Consider the following 26112-nt stretch of genomic DNA (forward strand, 5'->3'; position numbering starts at 1 on the left):
TAGAACCCCGTTTCCGGCGCGGCTTTGATAGGCTTTGGTCTAACTTCTAATCGCCCCAGTCAGGACGGCTTCAGGGTTTTTCGAGCCGCCGCAATCTGGGGATTCAGAGTTTCAAGAGTTTCGAGATTTTTGAGATTGGGATTTCACCGCAGAGGTTTCGTCACCAGGTTTTGTCGCTAAGGGAGCTAGCACTGTGAGCAAAGAGATGGGCAGGAAACGAATTTTGAACGTGTCTCGTCGGCAGGTGATTCGAGGGCTGCTGGCCACCAGCGCTTTTGGTCTCACGGCGAAGTTGGGAACAGCGTGCAGTCCTTCTGGCACAGGCGGAACAGATGCCGCCGCCGAAGGAGGCGCATCAGGCAGCGGCGACCCGCTCACCATCGGCTTTATCTACGTCGGGCCGAAGGACGACTACGGCTACAACCAGGCCCACGCCGAGGGCGCAGCGGGCATGGCAGCCAAGTTCAACTGGGTGAAGCTGGTGGAAGAGGCAAACGTGCCCGAAACCACCGCCGTTGCCGAATCCATGCGGAGCATGATCGACATCGACGGCGCAAAAGCCATCTTCCCCACCTCGTTCGGCTACTTTGACCCGCACATCCTGAAGCTGGCGGAAGAATATCCCGATGTCCAATTTTTCCACGCGGGCGGACTGTACCAGGAAGGCAAAACGCCAAAAAATATTGGCAGCTACTTTGGCTATATCGACGAGGCGCAATACGTTGCGGGCATCGTCGCAGCCCTCACGTCCAAGAGCGGCAAGCTGGGCTTTGTGGCCGCGAAACCAATCCCCCAGGTGCTTCGCAACGTCAACAGCTATACCCTTGGCGCTCGCAGCGTCCGCCCCGATGCCACAACTCAGGTTCTCTTCACCGGAAACTGGGCGGAGCCGATCAAAGAGGCAGAAGCCACCAACAGCATGGTGGATCAGGGCATTGATGTTGTCACCTGCCATGTGGACAGTCCGAAGGTGGTGATGGAAACAGCGGAACGGCGCGGCATTTTTTGCACAGGCTATCATGCCAACCAAGCGGCCCTGGCTCCTAAGGGCTACCTCACCGGAGCCGAGTGGGACTGGACGAATATCTACTCCAAAATTGCCGAAGACATCTACGCGGGCAAGTCGCTGCAAGACGGCACAATTGACCACATCCTGCGCGGCGGCTTGAAGGACGGCTTCTGTAAGGTATCGGACTACGGCCCGGCAGTCAGCGCCGAAGCCAAGGCCGCTGCGGACGCAGCCAAAGCCACGCTGATGGACGGCAGCCTCGTCATCTATTCCGGCGAAGTGAAGGACAACAAGGGCGGTGTGGTGGTCGGGGCGAACGAAAAGCTGGAGCAAAAAGATCCCAAGCTGGAGCAGATGGATTATCTGGTAGAAGGCGTAATCGGGTCGGTGGGAGGCTAGAGAACAATGGCGCTTTCACAAACCTGGCGCAGGACGCTGGAATCTCTCTGTCTGTCGTTTGGGGCCATTCTGGCCGGAATCTTGCTGTTTGGAATTTTTTGTGCGCTGGTGGGGACGAACCCCTTCGCGGTGTATGCCTCGATCTGGAAGGCTGCCTTTGGCAAGTGGAGCACCTTCCAAAATACGCTGGTGCGGGCGGCTCCGCTGATGCTGTCGGCCCTGTGTACGGCGCTGCCCGCCCGACTGGGGTTGGTGATCATTGGTAACGAAGGCGCACTGGTGGTTGGTGGACTGGCAGCCGTTTCGATGGGTCTCGCTATGGGAACGGCTTTCCCTCCTTTGATGGTGCAGATCGCAATGGCGATCGCCGGGATGGTGATGGGTGGCATCTGGATCGGCGCGGCGGGATGGCTGCGGCACTATCGCGGCGTGAATGAGACGATTAGCAGCCTGCTGTTGAACTACGTGGCGATCGCCCTGCTGAATCACCTCGTTGGCGGCCCCATGCGCGATCCCAGTTCGCTCAATAAGCCATCGACCTTCCCGCTGGCGGAGATTAATATGCTGGGCGACATTCCTGGCACGCGGGTTCACTGGGGCTTGCTGTATGGGCTGATCGCCTGCGTCATCGCCTATTTCCTGATGCAGCGCACCACCTTTGGCTTCGCCGCCCGCACCGCTGGTGGCAACATCCGCGCCGCCAAAATTGCGGGGCTACCCGTTGGCAGGCTGACGGTGATGATCTGCTTTCTGGCAGGTTCCTGCGCGGGTTTGGCGGGCATGGTGGAGGTGGCCGCTGTGCAGGGTTCTGCCAATGAATCGCTGAATGTTGGCTACGGCTACGGTGGCATCCTCGTCGCCTTTGCCGCCCGCCACAACCCCCTCGCCGCTGTGCTGATCTCCCTGCTCGTCGGCGGCATCCTCGCCAGCGGCGGCATCCTCCAGCGGGCCCACGGACTGCCCGATGCCACCGTGCTGATCTTCCAGGGACTCGTCTTCTTGATGGTGCTCTATAGCGACTCGCTCTACGGCAAGTTCGGCCTCTTCAAAGAAAAGCCCATCGTTATCGAACCCCCCGCGCCGCCGCCGCCGAGTCCGGGGCAGGAACCAGTTATGACGGTGTGATGAGGAAGGATGAAGGCAGAAGGATGAGGCATGAATGGGTGCTTTATTGAGCAAAGTAGGTTCATCTCTGTATCACTCTAACGTTCCTTATTCGTTCCTACCATTCGTCTTCCAAGCATCTCTTCCTTGATTTCACAAGCAGAAGTGTTGAATCTTGATGGTAAAACTTTACAAAAAGCACTCTCAAGAGGCGGATTATTGAGAATGGAAGCAATAAGTAGGTCATTACAGGCAGAATTATAGATCTTTTGTACTGGATTCAGCTATGAACTTGCCCTGCTAACATTGCGTTCAACACTTCTGTTTCACAAGGTCATTTCACCCACTAGAAATCTCTGATTCATCCCTCATCATTACCCCTATGTCAGAACCCTCACAAGCAATTGGCTGGCTTGGTGTTCCCCTAGCAATCATTGCGGGAACCATGCGCGGCGGCACACCCTTTCTGTTCGTTAGCCTGGGCGAGTGCCTGACGGAAAAGAGCGGCAAAATCAACCTGGGTCTGGAAGGGACGCTGCTGACGGGCGCGATGGCTGCCTATGCGATTTCTTATCTTACCGGGTCGCCGTGGCTGGGTGTAATTGCGGCGGGTATCGCCGGAGCCGCCCTCGGCGCAATTCACGGCTGGCTATCGCAGCAGTTTCGCGTCAATGATGTGGCGGTGGGCATCGCCATGATTATTTTTGGCAGCGGTGTGGCGTTCTTTTTTGGCAAGCCTTTTATTCAGCCCAAGGCTCCCCAACTGCCGACGATTGACCTGGGTAACTGGAGCCAGGTTCCCGCCCTGCAAGCCGCGCTGCAAATCAGTCCGCTGTTTTTAATAGGGCTGGCGATCGCCCCTCTGATGGCCTGGTTTTTCCGTTCCACCCGCTGGGGACTCTTCGTCCGCGCCGTAGGCGACAGCCCCGAAGCCGCTCGTGCAATGGGCGTGTCGATTTTCAAAGTGCGGATGCTCAGCGTCATTGCCGGAAGTTTCCTAGCGGGCATCGGCGGCGCGGCCCTGTCGCTGTATTATCCCGGCCTATGGACAGAGCGTATCTCCAGTGGTCAGGGATTGATGGCAGTGGCGCTAGTCATCTTTGCCCGCTGGAACCCGATTATGTGCCTCTGGGCATCGCTGCTTTTCGGCGGCGCACAGGCCCTCGGCCCCGCCCTGCAATCCGTTGGCATTAAGGAAGGCTATTACTTGTTCAACGCTGCGCCCTACGTGCTGACGCTGCTGATCATGATTTTTACCTGCTCGCCCAAGCGCACGCTCAACGGCGTTCCCGGTGCGCTTGGAACCGATAGCTGATTCAGGAGGTTGATGATGGGACGATTTGTAGAGGCCGATCCCTATCCCTACCCATTTAACGGCGAACTGCATCCCGGCAATACGGCTGTGCTGGTAATTGATATGCAGATCGACTTTTGTGGCCCAGGCGGCTATGTAGACAAGATGGGCTATGACCTGTCGCTGACTCGTGCGCCGATCGAGCCAATTCAGTCCGTGCTGGCGGCCGCACGGGCGCAGGGCTATCACGTCATGCACACCCGCGAGGGACATCGCCCTGACCTGTCGGATTTGCCAGAAAACAAACAGTGGCGATCGCGCCAAATTGGGGCAGGCATTGGCGATCCGGGGCCCTGCGGCAAGATTCTGGTGCGCGGCGAACCCGGCTGGGAAATCATCCCCGAACTGGCCCCACTACCTGGCGAAGTGGTAATCGACAAACCCGGCAAGGGTTCCTTCTACGCAACCGATCTAGATCTTGTGCTACAGCGCAATCGTATTCAAAATATCATCCTTGTCGGAGTCACCACTGATGTCTGTGTGCATACCACCATGCGGGATGCAAACGATCGCGGCTATGAGTGTCTGCTTCTCTCGGACTGTACTGCTGCAACGGATTATGGCAATCATCTGGCCGCCCTCAAGATGATCAAAATGCAGGGCGGCGTGTTCGGCGCAGTATCCGATTCACGTTCCTTCATCGAGGCGATCGCTCCATAACGTCTGAATCATCAGCAGATTCATCAGTAGATTCATTGGTAGATTCATTAATCAATACATTTGCTCTGCATATCGCATCTCAAACAGCCCTATCTTCGACCTTGGTTAACCTCTAACTCCATCACCCCTCATGACTTCCATCGCCACAACCAGCCCAACCCTCCAAGTCGAGCGTCCACCCGATCTCCAGGTCACAGGCATGTCCAAGCACTTTGGCACACTCATCGCGCTGGATAACGTATCGCTGCACCTAAAACCTGGCAGCTTTCACGCGCTGCTGGGCGAAAACGGCGCGGGCAAAAGCACCCTGGTCAAGTGCATCATGGGCTTTTATTCCCCCACCTCTGGGGCCGTGCTGATCGACAGCAACCCGGTAAAAATCGCCAATCCCCGCGATGCACACCACTACGGCATCGGCATGGTGTATCAGCATTTCACCTCCGTTCCTGCCATGACGGTCGCCGAAAACCTGGTTCTGTCTCGCTACGAAAGCAAGGCGCTAATCAACTGGAAGGATGAACTAGAGGAGCTTCAAGCCTTTATGGATGCTTCGCCCTTCCGCGTGCCGATCGACGTGCCGATCGCCCAACTTGCCGCCGGACAAAAACAAAAACTGGAAATTCTCAAGCAGCTTTACCTGAAGAGCCGCATCCTGATTCTAGATGAGCCGACTTCGGTGCTGACCCCTGCCGAGGCGGACGAAGTCCTGGGTCTGCTGCGCGAACAGGTCACCGATGGCAAGCTGAGCGTGCTGATGATTTCGCACAAATTCCGTGAGGTGATGGCCTTTACCGACGAGATTACAGTCCTACGCAAGGGCAAGTTTGCAGGCAGCGGCCTGGTGAAGGATCTGACCGTGCCAGAGATGGCAGAAATGATGATGGGCGAGAAAAAAGAGCCAACACCTGTTAACAAAGTTGACGACTTGGAAAAAGTCTCTGTGCTGGAAGTGCGGGATCTGCACGCCAACAAAGACAACGGCGTAGAGGCCGTTTCAGGCATAAACTTAACCGTTCATAGCGGCGAGATCGTCGGCATTGCAGGCATTTCGGGGAACGGTCAGCGGGAACTAGTAGAAGTGCTGGCAGGACAGCGCGAACCCACGTCTGGCAAGATTTGGGTCAACGGTGAACCCTACAGCGCGACCCGTGCTGAAATGTTCAAACACAAGGTTTTTGCCTTGCCGGAGGAACCTCTAAAGAACGCCTGCGTTCCACATATGAGCGTCGCGGAAAACATGGCTCTGCGAACGTTCGATCGCCCACCCCAGGCAAAAGGAATCATGCTGATCTTGAACGCGATTAGGAACATGGCAGTGGGGCTGATTCACCAGTTTTCCGTCAAAACGCCATCACCCGAAACGCCCGTCGGCAATCTCTCTGGCGGAAACGTGCAGCGTGTGGTTTTGGCACGAGAATTGTCTGCCGATCACATCAAGCTGCTAATTGCGGCAAACCCCTGCTTTGGTCTGGATTTTAACGCGGTGGACTTCATCCACACTCAGATCGTAGATGCCCGAAACCGTGGCGTGGCGGTGCTGCTGGTCAGTGAGGATCTGGATGAACTGCTGAAATTGAGCGATCGCCTCATCGTCATCAGCGGCGGCAAGTTTGTATACGACAGTCCAACGAGTGAAGCAGACTTTGGGGCGATCGGCACCAGCATGGCCGGCCATTAGCCACGCATCCAAAATTCAAAACCCAAAACCGACCTGCCGGAGAACACCAGTCATGGATCTAACCATCACAGCGCTTCCTTACGAATACACCCTGCCAGACGACCTGAGCAAACTGGCACTGGTCATCATCGACATGCAGCGTGACTTTATGGAACCAGGCGGCTTTGGCGATGCGCTAGGTAATGACGTAACGCGACTCCAGGCAATCGTTCCAGCGCTGAAGGAACTGCTGGCAGCGTTTCGGACACTGGGTTTGCCTGTAATCCACACGATCGAGTGCCATCAGCCCGATCTATCCGACTGCCCGCCTGCCAAGCTCAATCGGGGCAAAGGCTCACTGAAAATTGGCGACGAGGGCCCGATGGGGCGAATTCTCGTGCTGGGGGAACCGGGAAACGGCATTATTCCCGATTTGGCTCCGCTGCCGGGTGAAATCGTCATCTCTAAGCCAGGAAAAGGCGCATTTTACGCGACACCGCTGGGCGCAATTTTGGCAGAGCGCGGCATCACCCACTTATTGATGACGGGCGTGACCACTGAGGTGTGCGTGCAGACGACGATGCGCGAAGCCAACGATCGCGGCTATGAATGCCTGATGGTGGAAGATTGCACCGAGAGCTATTTTCCAGAATTTAAGCAGGCGACTCTGGAAATGGTGCGGGCGCAGGGCGGCATCGTCGGCTGGACGGCTCCCTCAGCAAACGTGCTGGACACATTCGCCGCATTCCGAGCGTCAGAGGCTTCTCCTGTCTGAGCTACCGCTTCACCCTAAATCGGGCAGAGAACCTCTGCATGGCCGCCTGTGAATTCAGCCCCGCAGGCGGTTTTTCTTTTCGGCTGGCGCGTCGGTTCGCACGTCGGTTCGCACGTCGGTTCGCAGACCCGCTTGCTGCCTAAAATTCAGCGCTGAGCGGCGTTCGGGGGAAGGGGATGACATCGCGGATATTTTGCATTCCCGTCATGAATTGCACCAGACGCTCGAACCCAAGCCCAAAGCCCGCATGGGGCACCGTGCCAAACCGTCGTAGATCGAGATACCACCAGAGATCTTCGATGGGCATTCCTAAGTCTTGAATGCGTTTTTCCAAGACATCCAGGCGTTCCTCGCGCTGTGATCCACCGATGATTTCTCCAATACGTGGCGCAAGCACATCCATTGCGCGAACCGTTTTCTCATCGTCGTTCAGCCGCATGTAAAAAGCCTTGATCTCGACTGGATAATCTGTGACGATCAGCGGTTTCTTAAACAATTCCTCTGCTAGGTAACGCTCATGTTCCGATTGCAAGTCCAGTCCCCAGGAAACAGGGTACTCAAAGGTGCGATCGCTCTTTTCCAGAAGGGCGATCGCCTCTGTGTAGGTGATCCGTGCAAACTCGCTGTTAATAATATTCTCGGCCGTTTCCAGCACTGTGTTTTCAATGCGCTCATTAAAGAACGCCATATCTTCTGGGCATGTCTCTAGCACATGCTTGAACACGGACTTCAGGAAGGACTCGGCCAGTTCCATATTGCCCAGCAAATCGCAAAACGCCATCTCTGGCTCAATCATCCAGAACTCCGCCAAATGGCGTGACGTGTTGGAATTTTCGGCGCGAAACGTGGGGCCAAAAGTATAGACATTGGAAAACGCCATCGCCATGATTTCCGCCTCTAGCTGGCCGGAGACAGTGAGATAGGCGCGTTTGCCAAAGAAATCTTGCCCAAAATCAACCTCGCCTTCTTTCGTCTTGGGCGGATTTTTCAAATCCAGATTCGTGACGGTGAATAACTCTCCCGCGCCCTCACAGTCGCTCGCGGTGATAATCGGCGTATGCACCCAGAGAAACCCCCGCTCTTGGAAAAAATGATGCACCGCCTGAGCAGCAGCGTTGCGGACGCGGAAAACTGCGCCGAGAGTATTGGTGCGCGATCGCAGGTGGGCAATCGTCCGCAAAAACTCAAACGAGTGCCGCTTCTTTTGCAGCGGGTAGGTTTCCGGGTCTGCCTCGCCGTAGACCGTAACCGATTCCGCCCGCAGCTCAATCCGCTGCCCCTTGGCAGGCGACTCCACCAGCACACCGGAAATTTCCACCGCTGCACCCGTGTTGATGCGGGCGATCGCCTCGGCATATCCCGGCATGTCTTGATTTGCCACCACTTGCAGCCCCGCCATCGAGGAGCCATCGTTCACCTCGATAAAGGTGAACTCCTTTTGTTCACGTTTCGTCCGCACCCAGCCGCGCACGCTCACGGCATCGTTGGGCTGGCCCTGGCGGAGGAGGTCAAGAATGCGGTTCGGCATATTTCAAAGATCAGGGGTCAGGAGATGGGAGTGAGAGCCGGAAAGCCCTTCATTAAAAATAGCGGGTTTGGGGCGATCGCTCCCACTCTTTCACCACGTTTATCGCCTAATCCCACCTTCCTAACCCAAAAAAGACCATTTGCTACAGAGCAGCAGCTTCGTAGCACTGCATAAAACTTGTGGGATTGCCCCTCTGACAATTGCAATCCCAACACCGACACTTCTGGGCGATCGCCCTTCATCTCCCAACACCTGCACCTTTGGGCGATCGCCCTCATCTGGCAGCACCGACATCTTTCGGCGATCGCCCCCCGGATACCTTTTGGGGCATTACACACTGGCCTGAGTCTGTCGCTACTCCACCTCTGCGGCTGACCCGAAAGCGGCTGGGAGTGTACGGCTTGACCCAGATCTCGAAGAACTGAACCTTCGCAATTTGGGGGGCGAATCGCTGACCCCACCGGAAGCTGACAGAACCAAGGCGCTGAGGGCTAACGGTGAAGTTGTGCGGCAGCAGATAATCTTGAACTCTCACCAATAACCTCTGTACCGTCCGCACCAACGCAGTGTTTGACAGCTGACGCCAACCTTAGACAAAACGTCGAGATAAGAACATTTGTTCACAACACTTGCAAGCATGCTACCATCCAAGTAGCATGGGTACCTAGTTTTAGTTTCGCTCCCGAAAGCATGGCTACTCAATACCTCTCTGTAAAAGAAACCTCTGAAATCTTAAACTGCTCGGAGCAATATGTGCGTCAGCTACTCAGGTATGGCGAGATCAGCGGGGAGAGGATTAGTAGTCGGTGGATTGTGGCATCAGAGTCTGTTCAGAACTACCGTATTAAAGGAGAAGATGTTAGCTTAAAAGTCCCTGATCATGGGCGACGCTCGTTCAGCAAACCTGAGCTAAAAGCCTTGAGTTTTTTTTCTGGTTGCATGGGTTTGGACTTGGGACTAGAAAAAGAAGGTATTCAGGTGCTACTTGCTTGTGAAATTGATGCAGCCGCTCGAAAAACAATTGAGATCAATCGACCCGATATGGCATTGATTGGGGATATTCGGGATTACTCAGCTACAGAAATTCGAGAAAAAGCAGGACTTAGTTCAACCGATGAGATTGATGTCATCGTTGGCGGACCACCGTGCCAAGCCTTTAGCAGTGCGGGAAAGCGCCAAGGATTTAATGATGAACGAGGTAATGTTTTCTTGACATTTATTGATTTAATTACTGAGCTTAAACCGAGATTTGCAGTCATTGAAAATGTTCGAGGATTATTATCTGCTCCGTTGAAGCATAGACCTCACGAAATGCGAGGAAAAAATTTCCCACCCTTGTCTCAGGATGAGCAAAGAGGTGGTGCCTTGCTGTTTATTACTCAACGGCTCAGAGAGGCTGGGTACAGTATTTCCTTTAATTTGTACAATGCTGCTAATTTTGGATCACCACAGCAGCGGGAAAGGGTTGTCATTGCTTGTAGTCGTGATGGAGAAAAACTTCCCTACCTCACACCTACTCATTCAGAAAAGGGTCTATATGGGCTGCCAACCTGGAAAAGTTTACGAGAAGCCTTAGAAGGTCTTCCCAAAGATGGACATCATTTTGTCAAGTTTCCTGAAAAACGGCTTAAGTATTACAGGCTCCTGAAACCTGGACAATACTGGCGGGACTTACCAGAAGAGTTACATCAAGAGGCGCTAGGAGCTTCTTATCATGCAGGAGGGGGAAAAACAGGTTTTTATCGTAGGCTAGCGTGGGATAAACCTGCCCCTACCTTAGTCACTCATCCAGCAATGCCTGCAACGGATCTAGCCCATCCAGAAGAGGATAGACCCCTTAGTATTGAAGAATATAAGCGTATTCAAGAATTTCCAGACGATTGGATTATTGCAGGTACCTTACTTGAGCAATATCGGCAAGTTGGCAATGCTGTACCCTGCTCTCTAGGAAGAGCGATCGCTAGGATGTTGCTATCTCATCTAAGGGGTGAACAGCTTATTACATATCCAGATTTTCCGTATTCTCGCTATCATAAAACCGATGATGTCAGTTGGATGAAGAATATGGGTTGTTTTGAAGAATCCTCAGCAAAACAACTATCCCTCAACTTAGTTTGATGAATCTGACAAATCCTTCCAAGGATTGTTTATCTCAATGGCTAAGGCATCTGGATTGCGGGTTAGAACCTGCTGGACAAAGATAACGAAGTTTTCTTCTGAAAAGCGATTCGTATTGTACTTGTCGTTGAAATAAGACCATCGATACGAGCCTGTTCTGGCATCAACCCGATACCATTTCTCAATGGGCTGATTAATTCTTACTCTAGAAGATGAACTGTTTTCCGAGTTGCTACGATTTTTGACCTGTAAGAGAGAGCCATCGACATTACAAAAATCTACGTGCCGAACAGATTCTCCCCAACAACAATACCAACCATAATCAGCAAGTTGCTCAGCCAGAAACTCCTCCAGTAGTAATCCTTGAATATTTTCAGCAGACATTGATAGCCTATGGGCATATTTGATTTGCTCAAGATGTTCCGTTGTTAGTCCTATCAACCGAGCGTTTATAATTATACTGACAATTGGATCGGCAACTGTGCCTGAGAGTTGTGAGATTCGCCTTGAAATTCGATTTTCATAACTATCGTTATACTTTTTCAACCAAGCTTTGGCTAACGTTTCTGGTGTATTAGCTTTTAGGGTTGGGGAAAGTCCTGGATTTCTGTAGCACGCTGTGAGAATTGTTCGGTGCGCTTCAAGCAATAGCTGATTCTCTTGAGAGAATGCATCTTCAAAAATCTTTAAAAAGTCTCCTTCAGAACTTGAAGTGCTGATAATGCTATCGAAGTTAACAGACATCTAATATTTTTCCTCTGAACATACAAATCATGCAACAGAAATGTCCACAATTGTACGTCACAGTGATTTTCCTGGATTTGCTCCTCAAAGCTTAAACGGTTGTCCTCGAACAGGCAAGGTATCGGCTACTGCCTCAGCCGAGGGTTAAAGCCGTCTAACGGTGAAGTGCAGCGGCGGCAGATAGGCTTGACTTAGCACCGGCAGCTTTCGCCCGTCCGCTGCCACGCAGTGTTAGCCTGCGCCACTACTACGACGCTACAGCAAACTCCGTATACTGTCTCATCTTAGGCTCATGGAATGCCAGTACAATATCCTCTTTGGGAACACCTTCACGAATTAAATCAGTCGCAATACCGTTTTCAGTCCAATCCTCTTCGATCCAGAATTTACCATCCCGAATCCGAACATAGACCGTCATCCCAGTAATACGTTCCCCATTCTGCCAACCAAGGTTCATCCAGATATAGTGGGCTTTAGCCTCATCTACAATCAAAAACGTTTCAATGTCTGGGTTAGGGTGACGTTTACTCAGCTCCACGTATTCAGTCAAAATGCGCTTAATTAACTTTGGATACTTCGTTAATTTATCCATTGCAAAATTTCCTCCGTTTCTATATCTACAACAATGACGGGAAGTCGATGTTTATTGAGAATGAGTTGAGTCACATCCTGAGCAAAAAAGGTATTGTATGCAACTTTGTTGACGGCAACGTACAACTTACGGTCTGGGGCTATTTCCTCTAAAAGATAGCGGTATATGTCATACTGACCGAGAGCCCTGGTTGCCTGACACAAGTCCCGAAAGCCCAGAAAATTCGTTGTCTTGGGATCGAAGCCCATAGCTCCTGAGTTGGAGCCGGAGGGCTTGGTCAGAGGAGCTTTTGGGCCAGCGTCCCCTACAAGAAATCAGGGGTTTCCAGAGATGTGTCAGGCAGTCAGGTTTTCAGCACTTTCACCTACAGCAATTGTACCCACCAGCTTTAAATTGATGCACATTTAGAGATCTTGTACACCTCAGCTTTATCTTGTCATCCCTAACTGTAGCCGTACTAGCAGTTTTGAGATGTAACCTTACCACGCTGTTTTCTTGCCTACTGTGTTCTGGCTACTAACGGGTATGCTTTTGGTTGTGGCCTTATTGTTGACTCAGCAGGCTAACGTTCCCAATCACCCGCCGCAGACAATCTCGGACTCCAACCGATAACTGATTGGCGGCCGGTGTGCATTGGGGTTGTTAGCACTGAGCGATCGCCCTCATCTGGCAGTACCGACATCTTTGGGCGATCGCCCCCCGGATACCTTTTGGGGCATTGCACACTGACCGAAGTCTATCGCTACTCCACCGTGCCTTTACCGTCAAGTATATACCCGCCAGTTCTAATCGCACACCGACCGAAGTCTATCGCTACTCCACCTCTGCGGCCGACCCGAAAGCGGCTGGGAGTGTGCAGCTTGACCCAGACCTCGAAGAACTGAACCTTCGCAATTTGGGGGGCGAATCGCTGACCCCCACCGGAAGCTGACAGAACCAGGGCGCTGAGGGCTAACAATATTATTAGACGGAAAGTTTCTGGATAACTGCCCATCTGGGGGTGTTATACGGAAACCGTCGGGCTAATTCCGGATGTTGGGGAATTAAACCGAAACTTGCCGTATAATATCCGCCCCAGGGCAATTAAACCGACATTTTCCGTATGTTTTCAGAATCACGGCAAAGACCGTGAGGAATTTATACCCGTACACTGAATCGGGGTGGACGGGGGGAAAGAGTCCGTTGGATGGGTGAGTGCAGAAGAGGGCTTTGGGGGTGTTTGGACGGGTTGAGTTTTGGAGTGGGGATTTTGGATTTTGGATTGAGGGGATGCCCCTGTTTGACTGACAAAACAGGTTAAAGCTGGAACGAAAGCCAGGAGGGAAGCAGAGCTTGATTTACGCCGCCTCAATCAACGGCTTGTACAGGCGATGGACGTTCAGACGACTGTTGTGCAGCCAGCGGCTTAGCCGTCGTTGTTTGCTTTGTGCCTGCACTCCTCGACAGGGGACATAGGGCAAGCCACCGCGTCAGGTTGACCTCTCCGCGCTGGAGTAAGGCGATGACCATCCACAGGCAGGTCGTCAGATGCCCACGATGCGCTCAGGGTACCGATTGACCCAGCCAAGTGTTCAAGGCATTGTAGAGAGGGGAGTTCACAACATCTATGCTTTTGAGTGGTATCTAAGCTTAGAACGCTGGCTCCCCTCTCTCTCCTCAGTTCTCTGAAACTACAGCACCACAAGCTGTTCAGCAGCTTATAGACAACTTTTGTCAGTCAACCAGGGGGATGCCCTGCTAAAATCCAAAACCCAAAATCCTCCTTATCTGTTCTTACTCGTTTGCGCTAGGGTTGCTGCAGATTTCACGATGGAGGTAGCGCAGCACTTCACCGGGGCGACCGTCGAGGACGATGCCGTGGGGTGGGAAATCCAGGGCGTGCGTCCACTCGAAGCGTTCGGCATAGCGCAGCAGGTGGAGCCGGTCAATCGCCATCTGTGCGTCTTCGGGCAGGCCGATGATGCAGTGGCGCAGGCGGCGACGGTGGGGCAGTTCGCAGGTGAGCGGGGGCAGCGAAAACTGGGTCGCCTCCGAGAATGGGGACGACCAGGTGTATTGAATTGTCAGCATTTGGGGTTTCCTCCAGGAAACGAGGTAGGGAAACCCCGAAAAGATGGCCGCCCAAACGACGCAAAGCAGGTTTCAAGGCGGCCATACAATAGGCAAAGCCCTGAGACAGCTCACTCTGTCCTGGGGTCAGGCGTTGGTAGGTGCGCCAACATCTACCAATGCCGTAAACGACGAACCGGCCAAATTTTCGGGGAGTGAAGCAAGCTGCGTCTTGGAAAAATTACAGCTTGATGGACGATTGTAGTGGATACCCCTGATCGGCGCAAGCAAAATTTTGCTACGGAGTGTGAAGGGGTTTGTCGCTGCTTGGGAGGCAAGATTTCCCTGCCAAGGCTCGCACCGCAATGTCGGCCCTAGCCTACCCGCAGCCCGTCTGATCGGCGCAGCACCGCCAGGTCTTCCTCGTCTAGTTCTGCGGGGATGCCGCTGCGAATCAGTTCGGCAAAGTCTTCATTGGGCACCATGATGCAGAGTGCATACAGCCGCCCTGGCCCGGTGTTTTCAATTTCATGCGTGCCCGTTGCGGGAACCAGAATGCTGTCTCCTGCTGAAATATCGACCGTCTTGCCGTCGCAAGTGGCTCGCCCCTGGCCCTTCAATACAAAAAACATTTCCACAGCAAGCTGATGCCGATTGGGTGGCGTTTTTCCGCCCACGTCAAAAATTTCCACGCAATAGGTCAGCGACATATTTGCGCTGATGGGGTCAAATACGATCGCCAGTCGATTTGTATCCTGTGGACTAATGCGAAACGCCTGATAGTCCTTGGGCGTTCTGATCACTGGAATGACGCAGGTTTCGGTAGTCATGGGGGAGGGAAGAGGGAAAAAGGAAAGAATTTCGTTTTTCGTTTTTGCTCCATCACTCACTTCATGGCATCCAGAATTGCGTGAGAGTGAGTAACAAAACCGAAGCACTGATTCACGTTGTAGACCGTGGCTTGCCAGCAGTATTCAGGCGACGTGGTGGCTGTGCAATCGCTAACCAAAATGCAATCGTAGCCAAGAAAGTTGGCATCTTGCAGCGTGGCCATGACGCACTGATCGGCGTTGACTCCGCCAAAGAACAGGGTCGTCCGCCCCAGGTTTCGCAAAATGCTGTCGAGCGGCGTGTCCCAAAAGCCGCTCATGCGATACTTATCGACTTTGATATCTTGCGGCAGTTGTTCCAGTTCGTCTACGACGGCGGCGGCCCAGCTATCTTTTTGCAGGACGGGTGCGCCGTTTTTGGGCAGGGGGTCGCCCAGACCCACGCCATCGCCGGAACTGTTGTAAACGTGGCGCAGTCCGGCGCTGATGTTGAGCAGGTCGGGTCGGTTGCCCCAGTTGATCCAGAGGATAGGCACGTCCAACCCACGCAGCACGGGTAGTAGGCCTTGCAGCGGGCCGATGGGGGCGCGGGCGGGGGTTACGTCTACGCCGATGTGTGCTAGCCAGCCGTCGGGATGGCAAAAGTCGTTTTGCATGTCGATGACCAGCATGGCCGCTTTTGCCAGATCGACCCGCAGCGTTTTGGTGTCTGCTTTGAGCGAGATCGGGCGGGGGGGGAGCGGCGGGCGCGTCAGGTCAGCATTGTGGGCATCGACAAGCCAAGCGTTGGGCGGCGTGCCAAGCGATCGCATAGGAAACCTCGTCCAAAGTTGTTATGACAAGCCAGTATCGACTAGTCCTACGATAAAAGGCGATCGCCTTCAGTATTCACCGACACTTCTGCGATTGGCAGATTTGCACCACAAAGCTTAATGTGCCACGCTGATTTTAGATTTCTAGATTGCCAGTTTCAGATTGGGATTGGGAATTTTGCACTGCGAAACCAGGGACAGGCTCTCTTGGCTTTGTTCCCAGAGCCAATCCCTGATCCTCAGCCCCTAAAGCCTACTCTCCGCAGTAGGCAATCAAATCAATTTCGACATCGCCAAAATCTGCCAGCGCCGACACGCCGACCGTGGTGCGTCCTGGCAGCCGTCCTGATTCAAAGTACGACTTGTAGATATCGTTAACTGCGTCGTAGAAGCGAAAATCGGTGACAAAAATCCGCGCCATCACCACCTGACTAAAGCTGCTACCCGAAGCCTCCAGCACCATCTTCAGATTTTCCATCACCCGCACTGCTTGCTCCTCAATGGGGCCACGCACGACCTCGCCAGTTTTGGGGTCTTCCGCGAGTTGCCCCGTCACAAACAGAAAATCTCCTGCCCGTACCGCATGGCAATAGGGCGCAACACAGGGTAGACCGTCGAGGGTGATGTACTGAAGCATAGTTGGGAACAGGTAGATGAAAAGACAAACAGAATGTAGTTTTGTAGGCAGTAATTCAGAGAATTCATTAAATCTGACTTAAATCCGACTTAAATCTGACCTGAATCTAGTTTTAATCACCAATTACTCAAAGCACTGGATATTTTGAACGGTTTATACCCATTTGCAACTTGAAAGTTGGAACTTAAAAGTAACTGTATTCCCCTACAAACATCCGGTCACTCTATCGCAAAACGAGCATCCCTTGAAATAGGTACTTTACGGAACTCGCGTGCGGATAGCAGTCAAGAAATGTCATAATCCTGCTGTGCAGGGACAGCATTTTTGAAACGTCTTGGATGCTTTTGTGAATGCTATTTCAACGCCATTTGTGATACCCCCCAGGAGGGTTGCGGCAGTTTGCTAATTGTGCTGTTAGGCTTTAAGGGCTGTTAGAGGATGTTTGAAAAGTCCTACTGTTTGTAGCAAAGCGTGCAAGATCCCCCTTAAAAAGGGGGACTTTGAGGCGGTTTCCCCCCTTTTAAGGGGTTCTAGGGGGGAGCTCTGAGTGCTTAACATTACAGGCGATACCTTTTCAAACACCCTCTTAGGCTTTAGCTTTGCAAAGCACACCCTAAGGCAAGCGCAAGGGGCGCATCCTAGTTCTGTAAGTTTGCCCTCATCCCCCAGTCCCTTCTCCCAAAAACGGAGAAGGGGAGCCGGATTGGAAGTCCCTCTCCCGCTTTAGGAGAGGGATTTAGGGTGAGGGTTACAAAAGTGGGATGCACCCAGCGCAAGGATTTTGTTATAGAGCGATTCTGAGGGTTAAACCATTGACAGGCTATACGATTCGGCAGGCATGGATTGCAAGTGAAACGGGCTATGACACGGTAGATGTGCAAATTGAGGGCGGGAGAATTGCGAATATTGCTCCCCAGCTTGACCCTGTGGGAATCGTTGTGGATGGACGCGACAAGCTCCTGTTGCCAGGGTTTGTCAATGCCCATACCCACTCCTCGGAACTGTGGCAGCGGGGGGCAATTTTGCCTTATCCCTTGGAGCTATGGCTGGCGGAACTCTACGACTTTGCGCCCGCCGATCCAGAGCAAGTCTACCTGAGCGCCATTGGTACGGCGGTGGAAACCCTGCTCTCTGGGGGCACCACCGTTGTCGATCATCTGACCATCATGCCGGGTCAAGAACTGGAAACCATTGGCGCGGCGGTGAAGGGCTATCGCGAAGCGGGCATTCGCGCATTTGTTGCGCCGCTGATTCAGGATCAGTCGCTGCCCTCTAGCATTCCTACGGGAGGAACTGTCCAGGTCTACGAGCCGTATGCCCGCACAGCCCAAGAAACGCTAGAGATGATGAGCGAGGCGATCGCCCAGTTTCATCGTCCCGATGACGGTATCTATATTGTGATGGCTCCGACCGGGCCCCAGCTTTGCTCTGACGAACTGTTTGCTGGGTGCAATGAACTGAGCGATCGCCACGGACTCTGCCGCCACACCCACCTGCTAGAGAGCAAAGCCCAGAAGCTGCTGGCAGAAGAAAAATACGGCTGTACGGCAGTGGAATATCTGAAACGGCTGGAGTTCTTGGGGCCACGCACCTCCCTGGCCCACTGCGTCTGGCTCAACGACCACGACATCCAGCTTCTCGCCGCCACACAATCCACCGTTGTCCACAATCCCCTCAGCAACCTGCGCCTGGGGAGCGGCATTGCGCCAATCTTGAAATATCGGCAGGCCGGGGTGAACGTTACTTTTGGCTGCGACGGCTCCGCCAGCAACGACTCCCAGGACTTGCTCGAAGCAATCAAAATCGGCTCCATCTTGCACAACGTCACCGACTTTGACTATCGCCACTGGATTACACCCCGTCAGGCCGTCAGCATGGCCGCCTTGGGCGGCGCAACCGGGCTGGGAATGCAAGACCAGATCGGCTCCCTGGACGTAGGAAAGCTGGCAGATTTGGTGCTGTATGACCTCACCAGTCTGTCGCTGTTGCCGCGCACCGACCCCATCGGGCTGCTGGTGCTGGGTCGCCCGGTGCAGGCTGTTCATAGCGCCTGGGTGGGCGGCCGCCAGGTAATTGCTGACGGCAACATGACGACGGTCAATGTCCACCAGCTTCGTCAGGAACTCTTTGCCCGGAGCCAGTGGGCTGTCGATCGGCAGTCCCCAACGCGGGATGCGCTGGAGGCACGGTATCGCAGCGTAATGGGATTGCAGGGGGACTGAGCGCAGGGTGATGGCGGGACAGTGATGGCGGGATGAGACAGGCTGATAGACCCTGCTTCGACCCTCCATCACGCCCGCCCGCCGATCACAGAACTTGACACGTCATCCCACGCTTGTTGCGCTAAAGTTTCTGAATCGGAGTTTGTGCAACATCCTGGGATTTCGTCATGCTAGGCTTTTTCACCAAATCGGATTATCTGCTGCGAGAGACGCTGCTGGGGCTACGGCGGGGCGGCTGGATGAACTGGGCCGCTATCAGCACCATGACCGTGTTGCTGTTCCTATTTGGCATCAGCTTGCAGGCATCCTGGCAACTGGAAGGGTTGCTCAATCAGTTTGGCAGCCAGCTTCAGGTGTCTGTATTCCTCCAGTCGGGAGTTCAGGCCAGCACGCTTGCGCCCCAGGTGCAGGCAATGCCAGAGGTGGCAGAGGTGGTGGCTGTGTCTAAGGAGGAAGCCTGGGAGCAGTTGGTGAAGGAGTTGGGCATCTCCGATATTCGCGGCGCGACGCAGCAGCTAAATGGCAACCCGCTGGTGGACGAGCTAAAGGTGCGGGCGCGGAGTTCTGAGAGTGTGGCAGCCTTGGCGCAGCGGCTAGAGAAAACGCCGGGGGTGGATGCAGTGCAGTATGTCGATGAGGCAGTGCGCCGGATTGCTCAACTGCATCAGGGCTTGGGCTGGATCAGCGCGGGAATTATTACTGTGCTGACGCTGACGGCGATCGCCGTTCTAACCACTACGATTCGTCTGATTGTCATGGCTCGCCGCCGCGAGATTGAGGTCATGCAGTTAGTTGGGGCAACGTCTGCCTGGATCTATCTGCCGTTTATTTTGCAGGGCCTAGCGTTTGGCGTGGTGGGGGCGATCGCCTCCTGGGGACTCATTTCAGGCGTTCAGGGCTTTATCCATGAACTGCTCAGCCAACAGGCAGACTTTATTCAGTTTTTGACCGAAGGACTCCGCCTCAGCCCAGAAAAAGCGCTTATCTTGCCGCTAGCATTGCTGGCTCTGGGCAGCTCCGTTGGACTGCTCGGCAGCCTGTTTGCGGTGCGCCGTTTCGCCACCCGCTAAGCACCCTTCCGCGTCTAGCCGCTACGGTTATCCCAAATCTACTATCCCAAATCCGTCTACGAAGCAATCCAGATTCCCGTATCGCCTGAAGCAGCAATTGCCACACAGGCTCAAACTAGCGACGGATTTTTGTTTTTGAACGGGCTTTATGATTGCTTCAGGATGACGGCTTCAGGCTAGAATGCTATGTGGGTCATGACTTAACACTTAAATTTTCGAGGTCACCATGAAGTTGATTGCTCAAATTTCACGGAGTCTAAGTCTTGCCCTCTTCGCGCTTGTGCTGATGGTTGGTAGCTTTGTAGCAGTGGTATCTCCCGCTGCGGCTGAAACCTTCACCGTCAAGATGGGAGCCGATAGCGGCTTGCTCCAGTTTGAGCCTGCCAATATCACCGTTCATCCTGGCGATACCGTGAAGTGGGTGAATAACAAGCTCCCTCCCCATAACATTCTGTTTGATGAGAAGCAAGTTCCCGGCGCTAGCAAAGATTTGGCCGATAAACTAAGCCACAATCAGCTAATGTTCTCTCCTGGCGAGTCCTACGAGATTACTTTCTCTAGCGACTTCCCTGCCGGAACCTACACCTATTATTGCGCTCCTCACCGGGGGGCTGGCATGGTGGGCAAGATCACGGTTGAAGGCTAGTTCCCTTCCCGTAGCTTCAACCCGTAGCTCCAAAATGTGTGGCGCTTGACGCACGTCTACACATGGCTTGCTTTAGTCAAAGTCTAGTCAAACTTGATTCAGAATTAGGGCTTGTGAGTCCAGCTTGGTTGATGGTTGTCATCGACCTTTCTTGGGGCACAAGCCTTAATTGTTCTTTAACTGTTGGAGAGAATACTCCGGCAAGTTTTGATGCACCTTAAGCAATATCGTTCGCAATAGATATTCCCCCCTGAGCGTCCCTATAGTAGAGTACTCGGTGTAAGTTAGCCGGAAAAATTCCCTGTGGTTCCCTTAAACGACGAAAATCCAACCCGAATCACCCCCTATGTCACCTACGGGTTGATTATTGCGAACGTTCTGGTCTTTTTGTATGAGATTTCGCTGTCGCAGCCAGAGCTAGAGCGGTTTCTACAAACTTGGGCAGTGGTGCCTCGCCAGCTTACGGCAAGTTTTGGAGGTGGCGCAGGGGTGGAATCTCTTACCCCGGTTCCAGAATGGGTGACGCTGTTTACCTCCCAGTTTCTCCACGGCGGCTTTTTGCACCTGGCGGGCAATATGCTCTACTTGTGGATCTTCGGTAATAACATTGAAGACAAGCTGGGGCATGGCAAGTTCTTGATTTTTTATCTGGCCTGCGGGGCGCTGGCGGCGTTGTGCCAATGGTTTGTTGCGTCGGGATCAGAGATTCCCTCGCTGGGCGCGAGTGGGGCGATCGCCGGAGTGATGGGAGCATACATCTTGAGATTTCCTAAGGCGCGAATTCTAACGCTGGTGCCCCTAGGGATTATCTTGATTCCCTTCCGAATCCCGGCACTGCTGTTCCTGGGCTTTTGGTTTGTGATGCAGGCGTTCTCTGGTCTGGCCAGCCTAAGTGTGACCACGGCGGCGGAAACGGGCGGCATTGCCTACTGGGCCCACGCGGGCGGCTTTGTTTTTGGCATGATTTTGGGGCCGCTGCTGGGGCTGTTTAGTGATGGCACTCGCGAGTTTCGTTGAGGCGCGTGTGGGTCGAGCTAGGATAGAGGGAGAAGAGGGAAGAGGGAAGAGCGAAGAACGAAGAGCGAAGAACGAAGAGGGGAGAGTGAGGTTTTTGGGGGTGCTTGGTCGCCTGATTGAAGTTCGGAGATCCGGCTATGTATTTGGAGCGGGCGATCGCTATACTGCATGAAAGTACCTTTACGAAGGTGCTGTCTTAGAATTGCGGGGGATTGGGTGACGGCAGATTCGTGGCGTACTTGGCGATTCCCGGTTTTCCTGTAGAAGAAACTAGACCATATTCTTTAGACCATACTCCTTAGACAAGTCCAGACAAGTCCTATGACCTCTTACGCAACTGCTTCTGCCAGAGCCGATTTAAGCGAACTGCGCCGACTGAAATCGCTGCTGCCGCCTGAGTTGCGGAGCTGGGTAACGATCGAAGCGTCGCCTGGAGTCAATCCGCCGCTGATCACTAGCGAGGAGATTGGCAAAGATCAGGTCGAGGTTCAAGTCGATCTGGCGAAGTGGGATGCGCTGGCGCTAGATCAGCGGAACCTGCTGTTCTGGCATGAGGTGGCCCGCATCCAAAACGACACTATTCCTAAGGATGGCTGGGAAATGGCGGCTTTGGCCATCGGCCTGGGTGGTGCGGTCGGCGAGCTGTGGGTTCAAGATGGGCTGCTGTTGCTGCTGGCGCTAGGGCTGTGCGGCGTGTCGGGCTGGCGGCTCTATGCCCGCAACAATGGCGAGAAGACGCTGCGAGAGGCAATTGAAGCGGATGAAAAGGCGATCGCCCTGGCGACGCGCTTTGGCTATTCTCTGCCCAATGCCTACAAGAGCCTAGGCAGTGCGCTCAAGATTTTGGTGGAGCAAAGCAAGAACAAAAAGGAGCGCCGTCGCTATGAACTGCGTCTAGACGCGCTGAAGAAGAGTGCTGCTAAGGCAAAAGCTCGCTCGAAGGGAGAAGCGTATTAAGGACTTGCGACGCTTGACGGCTTCAGTTTGACCCGCTTTAGGTTGACCCGTAAGAAACTTGTTAAAAAACTTGTAAAAGATGCGATCGCCTTTCATGAGTGCGATCGCATCTTTTCGCTTTCTCTGTTCGGGCAGACCTTTCTGGCAGAACTTTCTGACGTACTTAACGTCTGAGTGCTTAACGGCAGCCTTATTTTCCAGAGGCCGTTTCAGAAAGCTGGTACGCATTTTCTAGGTCTGCAATGGACTTGGCCGGAGTGCCGCCCCACATTGCCGTCAGCCAGCCCGACAGCAACGCATCCACCGAAAACAGCCCCGCACCGTTGATAGTGAAGAACAGGAACACGGCTGCATAGAGCGTCGAGAGTTCCAGGTAGGGAATGCTTAGGCCTGCCACCTTGACATGGTGATACATGGCAACCAGCATCGTCGAGAACAGACCGAGCGCAGCAGGGCGAGTGAACAGGCCCAAGGCCACCAGCGGCGATGCCAGCAGTTCGGTGTAGGCGGCAAGGTAGCTGAAGAAAATCGGGAATGGCAGCCCAATCACCTTGACATAGGCTTCTGCGAAGCTGGGAATGTCGGACAGCTTATCGAGTCCGTTATGGATCATCACCACACCAGCAATCACACGAAGCACTGTCCAGGCAAGTTGTGAGGGATAGTTCGGCGTGAGGTTTGGACGAAGGACGGCGGACAATAGCCCGGTGGCACGCTGGATTATATTCATAGGGGGTGCGACTGGAGGTAAACGAGATTAAAGCGGATACATATCTTCATTAAGTAATATAACGAAAATTAATAGTCAAGACCAGTTCCCAAATGCAAATTCTCGGTGAGATTTCCCCACCTCGAATCTGCATCTTGCATGAACTCTATTCCAATGCGGCATTGCAATGCGGCCCTACTGAACGGCAGACTGACTCAACGGCGGCCCTACTGAACGGCAGCCCTTAAGCTTCAAGCACCCAGCCCAAATTCCAGCCCTTTGGCACAGTCACGGCCCTGACGTTTTGCATCTTGTAAGGCTTTCTCGGCGCGTTGCAGCACGCTGCGGGCGTTGCGATCGCCCCTGGGATCTTGCTGCGCCACACCAAAACTAACGGTGACCGAAACCGGCCCCGCCGATGTGTCAAACGGGTGGCCATGAATCGCATTCAGCAGACGCTCGGCCACGTCTAGCGCGGCGGTCAGCGAGGTGCGCGGCAGGATAATGGCAAATTCTTCGCCGCCGTAGCGATAGGCCAGCGTGCCCTGGCGCAACTGGCGACGCAGGCGCTGAGCAAGCTGGCTCAAAATTTGGTCGCCGACGCTGTAGCCATAGGTCTCGTTAATCAGCTTGAAATAGTCGATATCGCAAATGATCAGGCTAAAGGGCGGCTGCACCGTCCACAGCGCTGGCCGACTCAATTGTTGAAGCTCCTGATCAAAGGCTTCGGCGTTGAGCAACTGCGTCAGCGAATCGCGCAGGGGCGTTTGGGGAACCATGACTTGCAGCCGCAGCGCCGCAGTTTGCCGATGGGAATCGTGGTGGTGCTGGGCGCTGGCGAGGGCGATCGCCGTATGGTCGCCCACCTGCCGCACGGTTTGCACCTCGTCCAGCGCATACCACCGGACTTTGAAGTAATCCAGCAGGCAGATGGCCCCAAAGAAATCGGACTGGATCAGGATTGGGATCAGCAGCGCAGACGTTGCGCCCATCTGTTGCAGCCAGTGTTGCAGACTGCTGGAGGAGGCATCGGGGCGCACGGTCAAGTAAGACGCTCCGCCGTCTAGGAAGGTGTCGATTACGGGCTGCCAGACCTCGCTGCGCTCCAGATGTTCTAGCGCAGGCAACACCACTTGCGATCGCTCCCAGTGAGCCACTGGCGCAACGCCTGTCGCCTGGAGCCGCATCACCAAGCAGCGATCGCCCATTAGCCCCTGTCCCAACTCAGCAGCAATTTGCTGCAAAATGTCATCTGTTTCCAAACCAGAATTCAGCAGATGGGCAATCCGGCCCATCAGGGCGATCTGTCGCTGCGATCGCTCAAACTTTTCTCGCCACAGCAGCGAACTGTATGTCAACCCAAGCTCATTGGCCAGCCGCTTGATCAAGCTAACGTCGTGAGCCGTCCAGCCCTTCAGTGGATTGACATCGGCAGAGTCTCCCAGCGGTGGGGCGATCGCAGCAGTGCTGCTCAGGTCTGCGTCTTGGGCTGGGTCAGACAGGATCGAGTCTTGGGGCGATCGCCGGACTTGCAGCAGCAGTTGCAGATTGCCGCGAGTCCCGCTGTAGGTTTCTGGGGTGAATCCATCCACATCAAACGCCTGCGCCAAAATGGGCACGATCAGGTCGCCTGTCTCTAGCTGGGTCAGCCGGGGCGCGTCGAGTTGGTCAATCAGCCATGCTGGAAAGTTCCTCGGCACATAGCAGGCGATCGCCCCCTCATCCTGCGCGGGCTGCTCAGTGTCAGAATCAGCATCACAATCGGCGGGATGAGGGGCAGCAGGCTCTACCCCAGCAGGCTGAACCTCCACATCATGGAGCATGGCCCCTGCCCCCGGTGAACCATACACGCGAGACTCACCCGGTTCGCCCTCTAGAGATGTCCACAGTAAACACTCGACATGGAAGTAGGAGGCAATCGCCTGAACGGCCCTTCGCAGCAGCAAATCGGTGGGGCTTGGGGGAGCGATCGCCCGCTCCTCAATGCTGACCAGTTGTTTTAAGGGTTTCACTTTTTCACCAAACGGCCTGCGCCGCTCAAAGCGCAGAGGACAGAAAAAACGCCCAAACTCAAACCCGAAACCTCAAACTGCGCTCAAACACTCGCTCAAAAGTCCACTGAGCTAGATACCTGGCTAATCGCAAACCTAGAACCGACATAGCAATCGCTTGCCATAGCAGCCTAGCCCCAATCGCAACCCTCTAACATCCTCCAATGAGAGGGTATCAGTATCCTCCCAAGGGATACACGCCTGTAAGTAAAGCTAAATGCGCTGTTCCAACTATTCGTCTTTGAGCGTCGGATCTTGTTTGCTCTTTGGTTTCATATTGTTTAGCGAAACGGCCGCCGCTTGCGACAAAATTTTGTGAATTTCATCTGGTGTGAGATCACGCGGCGGCGGCGCAGATTTTTGCGGATGTGCGGCGGTCTGGCGCGGCTTGTCCGACCAGCCACATTTCATGCAAACTTGACGACCCGAGGACTTCAGCGGCGGCCCCAACCGATGCTGGCATTTTGGGCAATTGTCGAGTGGCATAGGCAATTGGCAACAAATCAACGAAACACGTCAGTCAGAGCAACCAGGTTAACGGCAAGGTCAAACCATCCTGTCCCCTCCGTCTGCTAAGACTATCCTTGCTTAAATCATAGAATAGCCTCCCGACGCGGCAGGCTGCTTGAAATTTAGAATGCCCCAATACCCCATAACCCACTGCCCCCATAAAACCCATAAAAGGAGAAGGCTCGTCTCAGTTGGCTAGGAGCCGCAAGACGAGCCTCACACTTGTAGTTTTCACACGGATCTCAAAACAATTGAATAGTTAGGATTGATCTTGGGATTCGTTCTTGGGATTCGTTCTTGGGATTCGTTCTTGGGATTCGCTGTTGAACACACCTGCTGAGGATTGCGTTTGAGAAAGGATTGAGAGAACGCCGTTTCGCCTTCTCTCAGTTCACCTTCTCTCAGGCAAGCTTTGGGCAAGCCTTGCTCAATCAACCCAGAGAACTTATTGCTCGGCGCTGCCTACCAATTCCAGGCTGTCGGGATCTACGTAGTGACAAGTCGCGTCATCCACGCAGATCAGTGCCCAACCCGATTGGTCAATCCCCATGAACTTGTATTGACCTTCCTGGATGAAAAAGCCCTTGTGATTGCGAGTATCCGGCTTTACTTCGACATTGTCATGCGACATAGCTGCCAACTCCTTGAATATGAATATGCTT

28 protein-coding genes are annotated in these 26112 nt (G+C 53.8%); 14 read left to right on the forward strand and 14 right to left on the reverse strand.

From position 1 onward, the window contains the following. Positions 1 to 205 precede the first annotated feature (205 nt). The 6 genes from HPC62_RS09155 (at position 206) to HPC62_RS09180 (ending at position 6958) form a co-directional block, all read left to right on the forward strand. Positions 206 to 1408, forward strand: coding sequence for a BMP family ABC transporter substrate-binding protein (locus HPC62_RS09155; RefSeq protein ID WP_172358866.1), 1203 nt, complete (start codon positions 206 to 208; stop codon positions 1406 to 1408). 6 nt (positions 1409 to 1414) lie between these two features. After that, positions 1415 to 2533, forward strand: coding sequence for an ABC transporter permease (locus HPC62_RS09160; protein ID WP_172355033.1), 1119 nt, complete (start codon positions 1415 to 1417; stop codon positions 2531 to 2533). A 361-nt stretch (positions 2534 to 2894) separates the two neighbouring features. After that, on the forward strand, positions 2895 to 3827 hold the full coding sequence (locus HPC62_RS09165) for an ABC transporter permease (RefSeq protein WP_172355035.1): 933 nt from the start codon (positions 2895 to 2897) through the stop codon (positions 3825 to 3827). Between the two features lie 15 nt (positions 3828 to 3842). Further along, entirely contained in the window at positions 3843 to 4526 is a 684-nt protein-coding gene (gene biuH / locus HPC62_RS09170) for a biuret amidohydrolase (protein WP_172358867.1), read from the forward strand. Between the two features lie 130 nt (positions 4527 to 4656). Further along, positions 4657 to 6204, forward strand: coding sequence for an ABC transporter ATP-binding protein (locus HPC62_RS09175; RefSeq protein WP_172355037.1), 1548 nt, complete (start codon positions 4657 to 4659; stop codon positions 6202 to 6204). A 52-nt stretch (positions 6205 to 6256) separates the two neighbouring features. Then, complete coding sequence (locus tag HPC62_RS09180; RefSeq protein WP_172355039.1) at positions 6257 to 6958, forward strand: cysteine hydrolase family protein; 702 nt, start codon at positions 6257 to 6259, stop codon at positions 6956 to 6958. A gap of 54 nt (positions 6959 to 7012) precedes the next feature. Here HPC62_RS09180 and HPC62_RS23925 read toward each other — a convergent pair whose 3' ends face one another. Beyond that, positions 7013 to 7141 carry a hypothetical protein gene (locus tag HPC62_RS23925; RefSeq protein WP_255548802.1) on the reverse strand — a complete coding sequence of 43 codons (129 nt, stop codon included), beginning with the start codon at positions 7139 to 7141 and terminating at the stop codon, positions 7013 to 7015. Then, entirely contained in the window at positions 7098 to 8486 is a 1389-nt protein-coding gene (gene asnS, locus HPC62_RS09185; RefSeq protein ID WP_172355041.1) for an asparagine--tRNA ligase, read from the reverse strand. The genes HPC62_RS23925 and asnS overlap by 44 nt, the downstream gene beginning before the upstream one ends. A gap of 177 nt (positions 8487 to 8663) precedes the next feature. Here asnS and HPC62_RS09190 point away from each other — a divergent pair, with 177 nt between their 5' ends. Continuing rightward, positions 8664 to 8861, forward strand: a complete 198-nt coding sequence (locus HPC62_RS09190; protein ID WP_172355043.1) for a hypothetical protein — start codon at positions 8664 to 8666, stop codon at positions 8859 to 8861. 315 nt (positions 8862 to 9176) lie between these two features. Continuing rightward, positions 9177 to 10604, forward strand: coding sequence for a DNA cytosine methyltransferase (locus HPC62_RS09195; RefSeq protein WP_172355045.1), 1428 nt, complete (start codon positions 9177 to 9179; stop codon positions 10602 to 10604). On the opposite strand, the gene HPC62_RS09200 is transcribed toward HPC62_RS09195, so the two are convergent. The 3 genes from HPC62_RS09200 to HPC62_RS24150 all read right to left on the reverse strand — a co-directional run bounded on the left by HPC62_RS09200 (position 10596) and on the right by HPC62_RS24150 (position 12188). Then, a complete protein-coding gene (locus HPC62_RS09200) occupies positions 10596 to 11348 on the reverse strand; it encodes a SinI family restriction endonuclease (protein ID WP_172355047.1) in 753 nt (250 codons plus the stop codon). The two genes, HPC62_RS09195 and HPC62_RS09200, sit on opposite strands and share 9 nt — an antisense overlap. A gap of 247 nt (positions 11349 to 11595) precedes the next feature. Beyond that, positions 11596 to 11940, reverse strand: coding sequence for a XisI protein (locus HPC62_RS09205; RefSeq protein WP_172355049.1), 345 nt, complete (start codon positions 11938 to 11940; stop codon positions 11596 to 11598). Beyond that, the gene (locus tag HPC62_RS24150) at positions 11928 to 12188 is read right to left on the reverse strand and encodes an element excision factor XisH family protein (RefSeq protein WP_225906671.1); all 261 of its coding nucleotides are present in this window, start codon (positions 12186 to 12188) and stop codon (positions 11928 to 11930) included. The genes HPC62_RS09205 and HPC62_RS24150 overlap by 13 nt, the downstream gene beginning before the upstream one ends. A gap of 470 nt (positions 12189 to 12658) precedes the next feature. Here HPC62_RS24150 and HPC62_RS09215 point away from each other — a divergent pair, with 470 nt between their 5' ends. Further along, entirely contained in the window at positions 12659 to 12871 is a 213-nt protein-coding gene (locus HPC62_RS09215; protein WP_172355051.1) for a hypothetical protein, read from the forward strand. 406 nt (positions 12872 to 13277) lie between these two features. On the opposite strand, the gene HPC62_RS23930 is transcribed toward HPC62_RS09215, so the two are convergent. From HPC62_RS23930 to HPC62_RS09240, 5 genes are all read right to left on the reverse strand, one after another. Further along, entirely contained in the window at positions 13278 to 13400 is a 123-nt protein-coding gene (locus tag HPC62_RS23930; RefSeq protein WP_267313435.1) for a hypothetical protein, read from the reverse strand. 313 nt (positions 13401 to 13713) lie between these two features. Beyond that, a complete protein-coding gene (locus HPC62_RS09225; RefSeq protein ID WP_225910623.1) occupies positions 13714 to 14010 on the reverse strand; it encodes a hypothetical protein in 297 nt (98 codons plus the stop codon). Positions 14011 to 14363: 353 nt separating this feature from the next. Next, positions 14364 to 14819: a cupin domain-containing protein gene (locus HPC62_RS09230; RefSeq protein ID WP_172355053.1), complete on the reverse strand. Its 456-nt coding sequence runs from the start codon at positions 14817 to 14819 to the stop codon at positions 14364 to 14366. Positions 14820 to 14875: 56 nt separating this feature from the next. After that, positions 14876 to 15631, reverse strand: coding sequence for a cysteine hydrolase family protein (locus tag HPC62_RS09235; RefSeq protein ID WP_172355055.1), 756 nt, complete (start codon positions 15629 to 15631; stop codon positions 14876 to 14878). 253 nt (positions 15632 to 15884) lie between these two features. Further along, positions 15885 to 16268 (reverse strand): RidA family protein, encoded by a 384-nt coding sequence (locus HPC62_RS09240; RefSeq protein ID WP_172355057.1) that lies wholly within the window; start codon positions 16266 to 16268, stop codon positions 15885 to 15887. 812 nt (positions 16269 to 17080) lie between these two features. On the opposite strand from HPC62_RS09240, the gene HPC62_RS09245 reads away from it, so the two are divergent. The 5 genes from HPC62_RS09245 (at position 17081) to HPC62_RS09265 (ending at position 22180) form a co-directional block, all read left to right on the forward strand. Then, a complete protein-coding gene (locus HPC62_RS09245) occupies positions 17081 to 18490 on the forward strand; it encodes an amidohydrolase (protein ID WP_225906673.1) in 1410 nt (469 codons plus the stop codon). A 167-nt stretch (positions 18491 to 18657) separates the two neighbouring features. Beyond that, entirely contained in the window at positions 18658 to 19560 is a 903-nt protein-coding gene (locus HPC62_RS09250) for a cell division protein FtsX (protein ID WP_172355061.1), read from the forward strand. A 226-nt stretch (positions 19561 to 19786) separates the two neighbouring features. Next, positions 19787 to 20206: a plastocyanin gene (gene petE / locus HPC62_RS09255; RefSeq protein WP_172355063.1), complete on the forward strand. Its 420-nt coding sequence runs from the start codon at positions 19787 to 19789 to the stop codon at positions 20204 to 20206. A gap of 303 nt (positions 20207 to 20509) precedes the next feature. Further along, positions 20510 to 21223 carry a rhomboid family intramembrane serine protease gene (locus HPC62_RS09260; protein ID WP_172355065.1) on the forward strand — a complete coding sequence of 238 codons (714 nt, stop codon included), beginning with the start codon at positions 20510 to 20512 and terminating at the stop codon, positions 21221 to 21223. 321 nt (positions 21224 to 21544) lie between these two features. Next, the gene (locus HPC62_RS09265) at positions 21545 to 22180 is read left to right on the forward strand and encodes a DUF3318 domain-containing protein (protein ID WP_172355067.1); all 636 of its coding nucleotides are present in this window, start codon (positions 21545 to 21547) and stop codon (positions 22178 to 22180) included. Positions 22181 to 22370: 190 nt separating this feature from the next. Here HPC62_RS09265 and HPC62_RS09270 read toward each other — a convergent pair whose 3' ends face one another. The 4 genes from HPC62_RS09270 to HPC62_RS09285 form a co-directional block, all read right to left on the reverse strand. Continuing rightward, on the reverse strand, positions 22371 to 22910 hold the full coding sequence (locus HPC62_RS09270) for a DoxX family protein (RefSeq protein WP_172355069.1): 540 nt from the start codon (positions 22908 to 22910) through the stop codon (positions 22371 to 22373). 230 nt (positions 22911 to 23140) lie between these two features. Beyond that, entirely contained in the window at positions 23141 to 24901 is a 1761-nt protein-coding gene (locus HPC62_RS09275; protein ID WP_172355071.1) for a GGDEF domain-containing protein, read from the reverse strand. 270 nt (positions 24902 to 25171) lie between these two features. Then, positions 25172 to 25426, reverse strand: a complete 255-nt coding sequence (locus HPC62_RS09280) for a hypothetical protein (RefSeq protein ID WP_172353192.1) — start codon at positions 25424 to 25426, stop codon at positions 25172 to 25174. A gap of 469 nt (positions 25427 to 25895) precedes the next feature. Then, positions 25896 to 26081 carry a hypothetical protein gene (locus HPC62_RS09285; protein ID WP_172355073.1) on the reverse strand — a complete coding sequence of 62 codons (186 nt, stop codon included), beginning with the start codon at positions 26079 to 26081 and terminating at the stop codon, positions 25896 to 25898. Positions 26082 to 26112: the final 31 nt, after the last annotated feature.

The sequence above is a fragment of the Thermoleptolyngbya sichuanensis A183 genome (genome assembly GCF_013177315.1).
GTDB lineage: Bacteria > Cyanobacteriota > Cyanobacteriia > Elainellales > Elainellaceae > Thermoleptolyngbya > Thermoleptolyngbya sichuanensis.

Bases quoted from the DNA above. Each gene is read 5' to 3' on its own strand.
- HPC62_RS09155 (WP_172358866.1), top strand. From the start codon at position 206: ATGGGCAGGAAACGAATTTTGAACGTGTCTCGTCGGCAGGTGATTCGA.
- HPC62_RS09160 (WP_172355033.1), top strand. From the start codon at position 1,415: ATGGCGCTTTCACAAACCTGGCGCAGGACGCTGGAATCTCTCTGTCTG.
- HPC62_RS09165 (WP_172355035.1), top strand. From the start codon at position 2,895: ATGTCAGAACCCTCACAAGCAATTGGCTGGCTTGGTGTTCCCCTAGCA.
- biuH (WP_172358867.1), top strand. From the start codon at position 3,843: ATGGGACGATTTGTAGAGGCCGATCCCTATCCCTACCCATTTAACGGC.
- HPC62_RS09175 (WP_172355037.1), top strand. From the start codon at position 4,657: ATGACTTCCATCGCCACAACCAGCCCAACCCTCCAAGTCGAGCGTCCA.
- HPC62_RS09180 (WP_172355039.1), top strand. From the start codon at position 6,257: ATGGATCTAACCATCACAGCGCTTCCTTACGAATACACCCTGCCAGAC.
- HPC62_RS23925 (WP_255548802.1), bottom strand. From the start codon at position 7,141: ATGTCATCCCCTTCCCCCGAACGCCGCTCAGCGCTGAATTTTAGGCAG.
- asnS (WP_172355041.1), bottom strand. From the start codon at position 8,486: ATGCCGAACCGCATTCTTGACCTCCTCCGCCAGGGCCAGCCCAACGAT.
- HPC62_RS09195 (WP_172355045.1), top strand. From the start codon at position 9,177: ATGGCTACTCAATACCTCTCTGTAAAAGAAACCTCTGAAATCTTAAAC.
- HPC62_RS09200 (WP_172355047.1), bottom strand. From the start codon at position 11,348: ATGTCTGTTAACTTCGATAGCATTATCAGCACTTCAAGTTCTGAAGGA.
- HPC62_RS09205 (WP_172355049.1), bottom strand. From the start codon at position 11,940: ATGGATAAATTAACGAAGTATCCAAAGTTAATTAAGCGCATTTTGACT.
- HPC62_RS24150 (WP_225906671.1), bottom strand. From the start codon at position 12,188: ATGGGCTTCGATCCCAAGACAACGAATTTTCTGGGCTTTCGGGACTTG.
- HPC62_RS09225 (WP_225910623.1), bottom strand. From the start codon at position 14,010: ATGCTGACAATTCAATACACCTGGTCGTCCCCATTCTCGGAGGCGACC.
- HPC62_RS09230 (WP_172355053.1), bottom strand. From the start codon at position 14,819: ATGACTACCGAAACCTGCGTCATTCCAGTGATCAGAACGCCCAAGGAC.
- HPC62_RS09235 (WP_172355055.1), bottom strand. From the start codon at position 15,631: ATGCGATCGCTTGGCACGCCGCCCAACGCTTGGCTTGTCGATGCCCAC.
- HPC62_RS09240 (WP_172355057.1), bottom strand. From the start codon at position 16,268: ATGCTTCAGTACATCACCCTCGACGGTCTACCCTGTGTTGCGCCCTAT.
- HPC62_RS09250 (WP_172355061.1), top strand. From the start codon at position 18,658: ATGCTAGGCTTTTTCACCAAATCGGATTATCTGCTGCGAGAGACGCTG.
- petE (WP_172355063.1), top strand. From the start codon at position 19,787: ATGAAGTTGATTGCTCAAATTTCACGGAGTCTAAGTCTTGCCCTCTTC.
- HPC62_RS09265 (WP_172355067.1), top strand. From the start codon at position 21,545: ATGACCTCTTACGCAACTGCTTCTGCCAGAGCCGATTTAAGCGAACTG.
- HPC62_RS09270 (WP_172355069.1), bottom strand. From the start codon at position 22,910: ATGAATATAATCCAGCGTGCCACCGGGCTATTGTCCGCCGTCCTTCGT.
- HPC62_RS09280 (WP_172353192.1), bottom strand. From the start codon at position 25,426: ATGCCACTCGACAATTGCCCAAAATGCCAGCATCGGTTGGGGCCGCCG.
- HPC62_RS09285 (WP_172355073.1), bottom strand. From the start codon at position 26,081: ATGTCGCATGACAATGTCGAAGTAAAGCCGGATACTCGCAATCACAAG.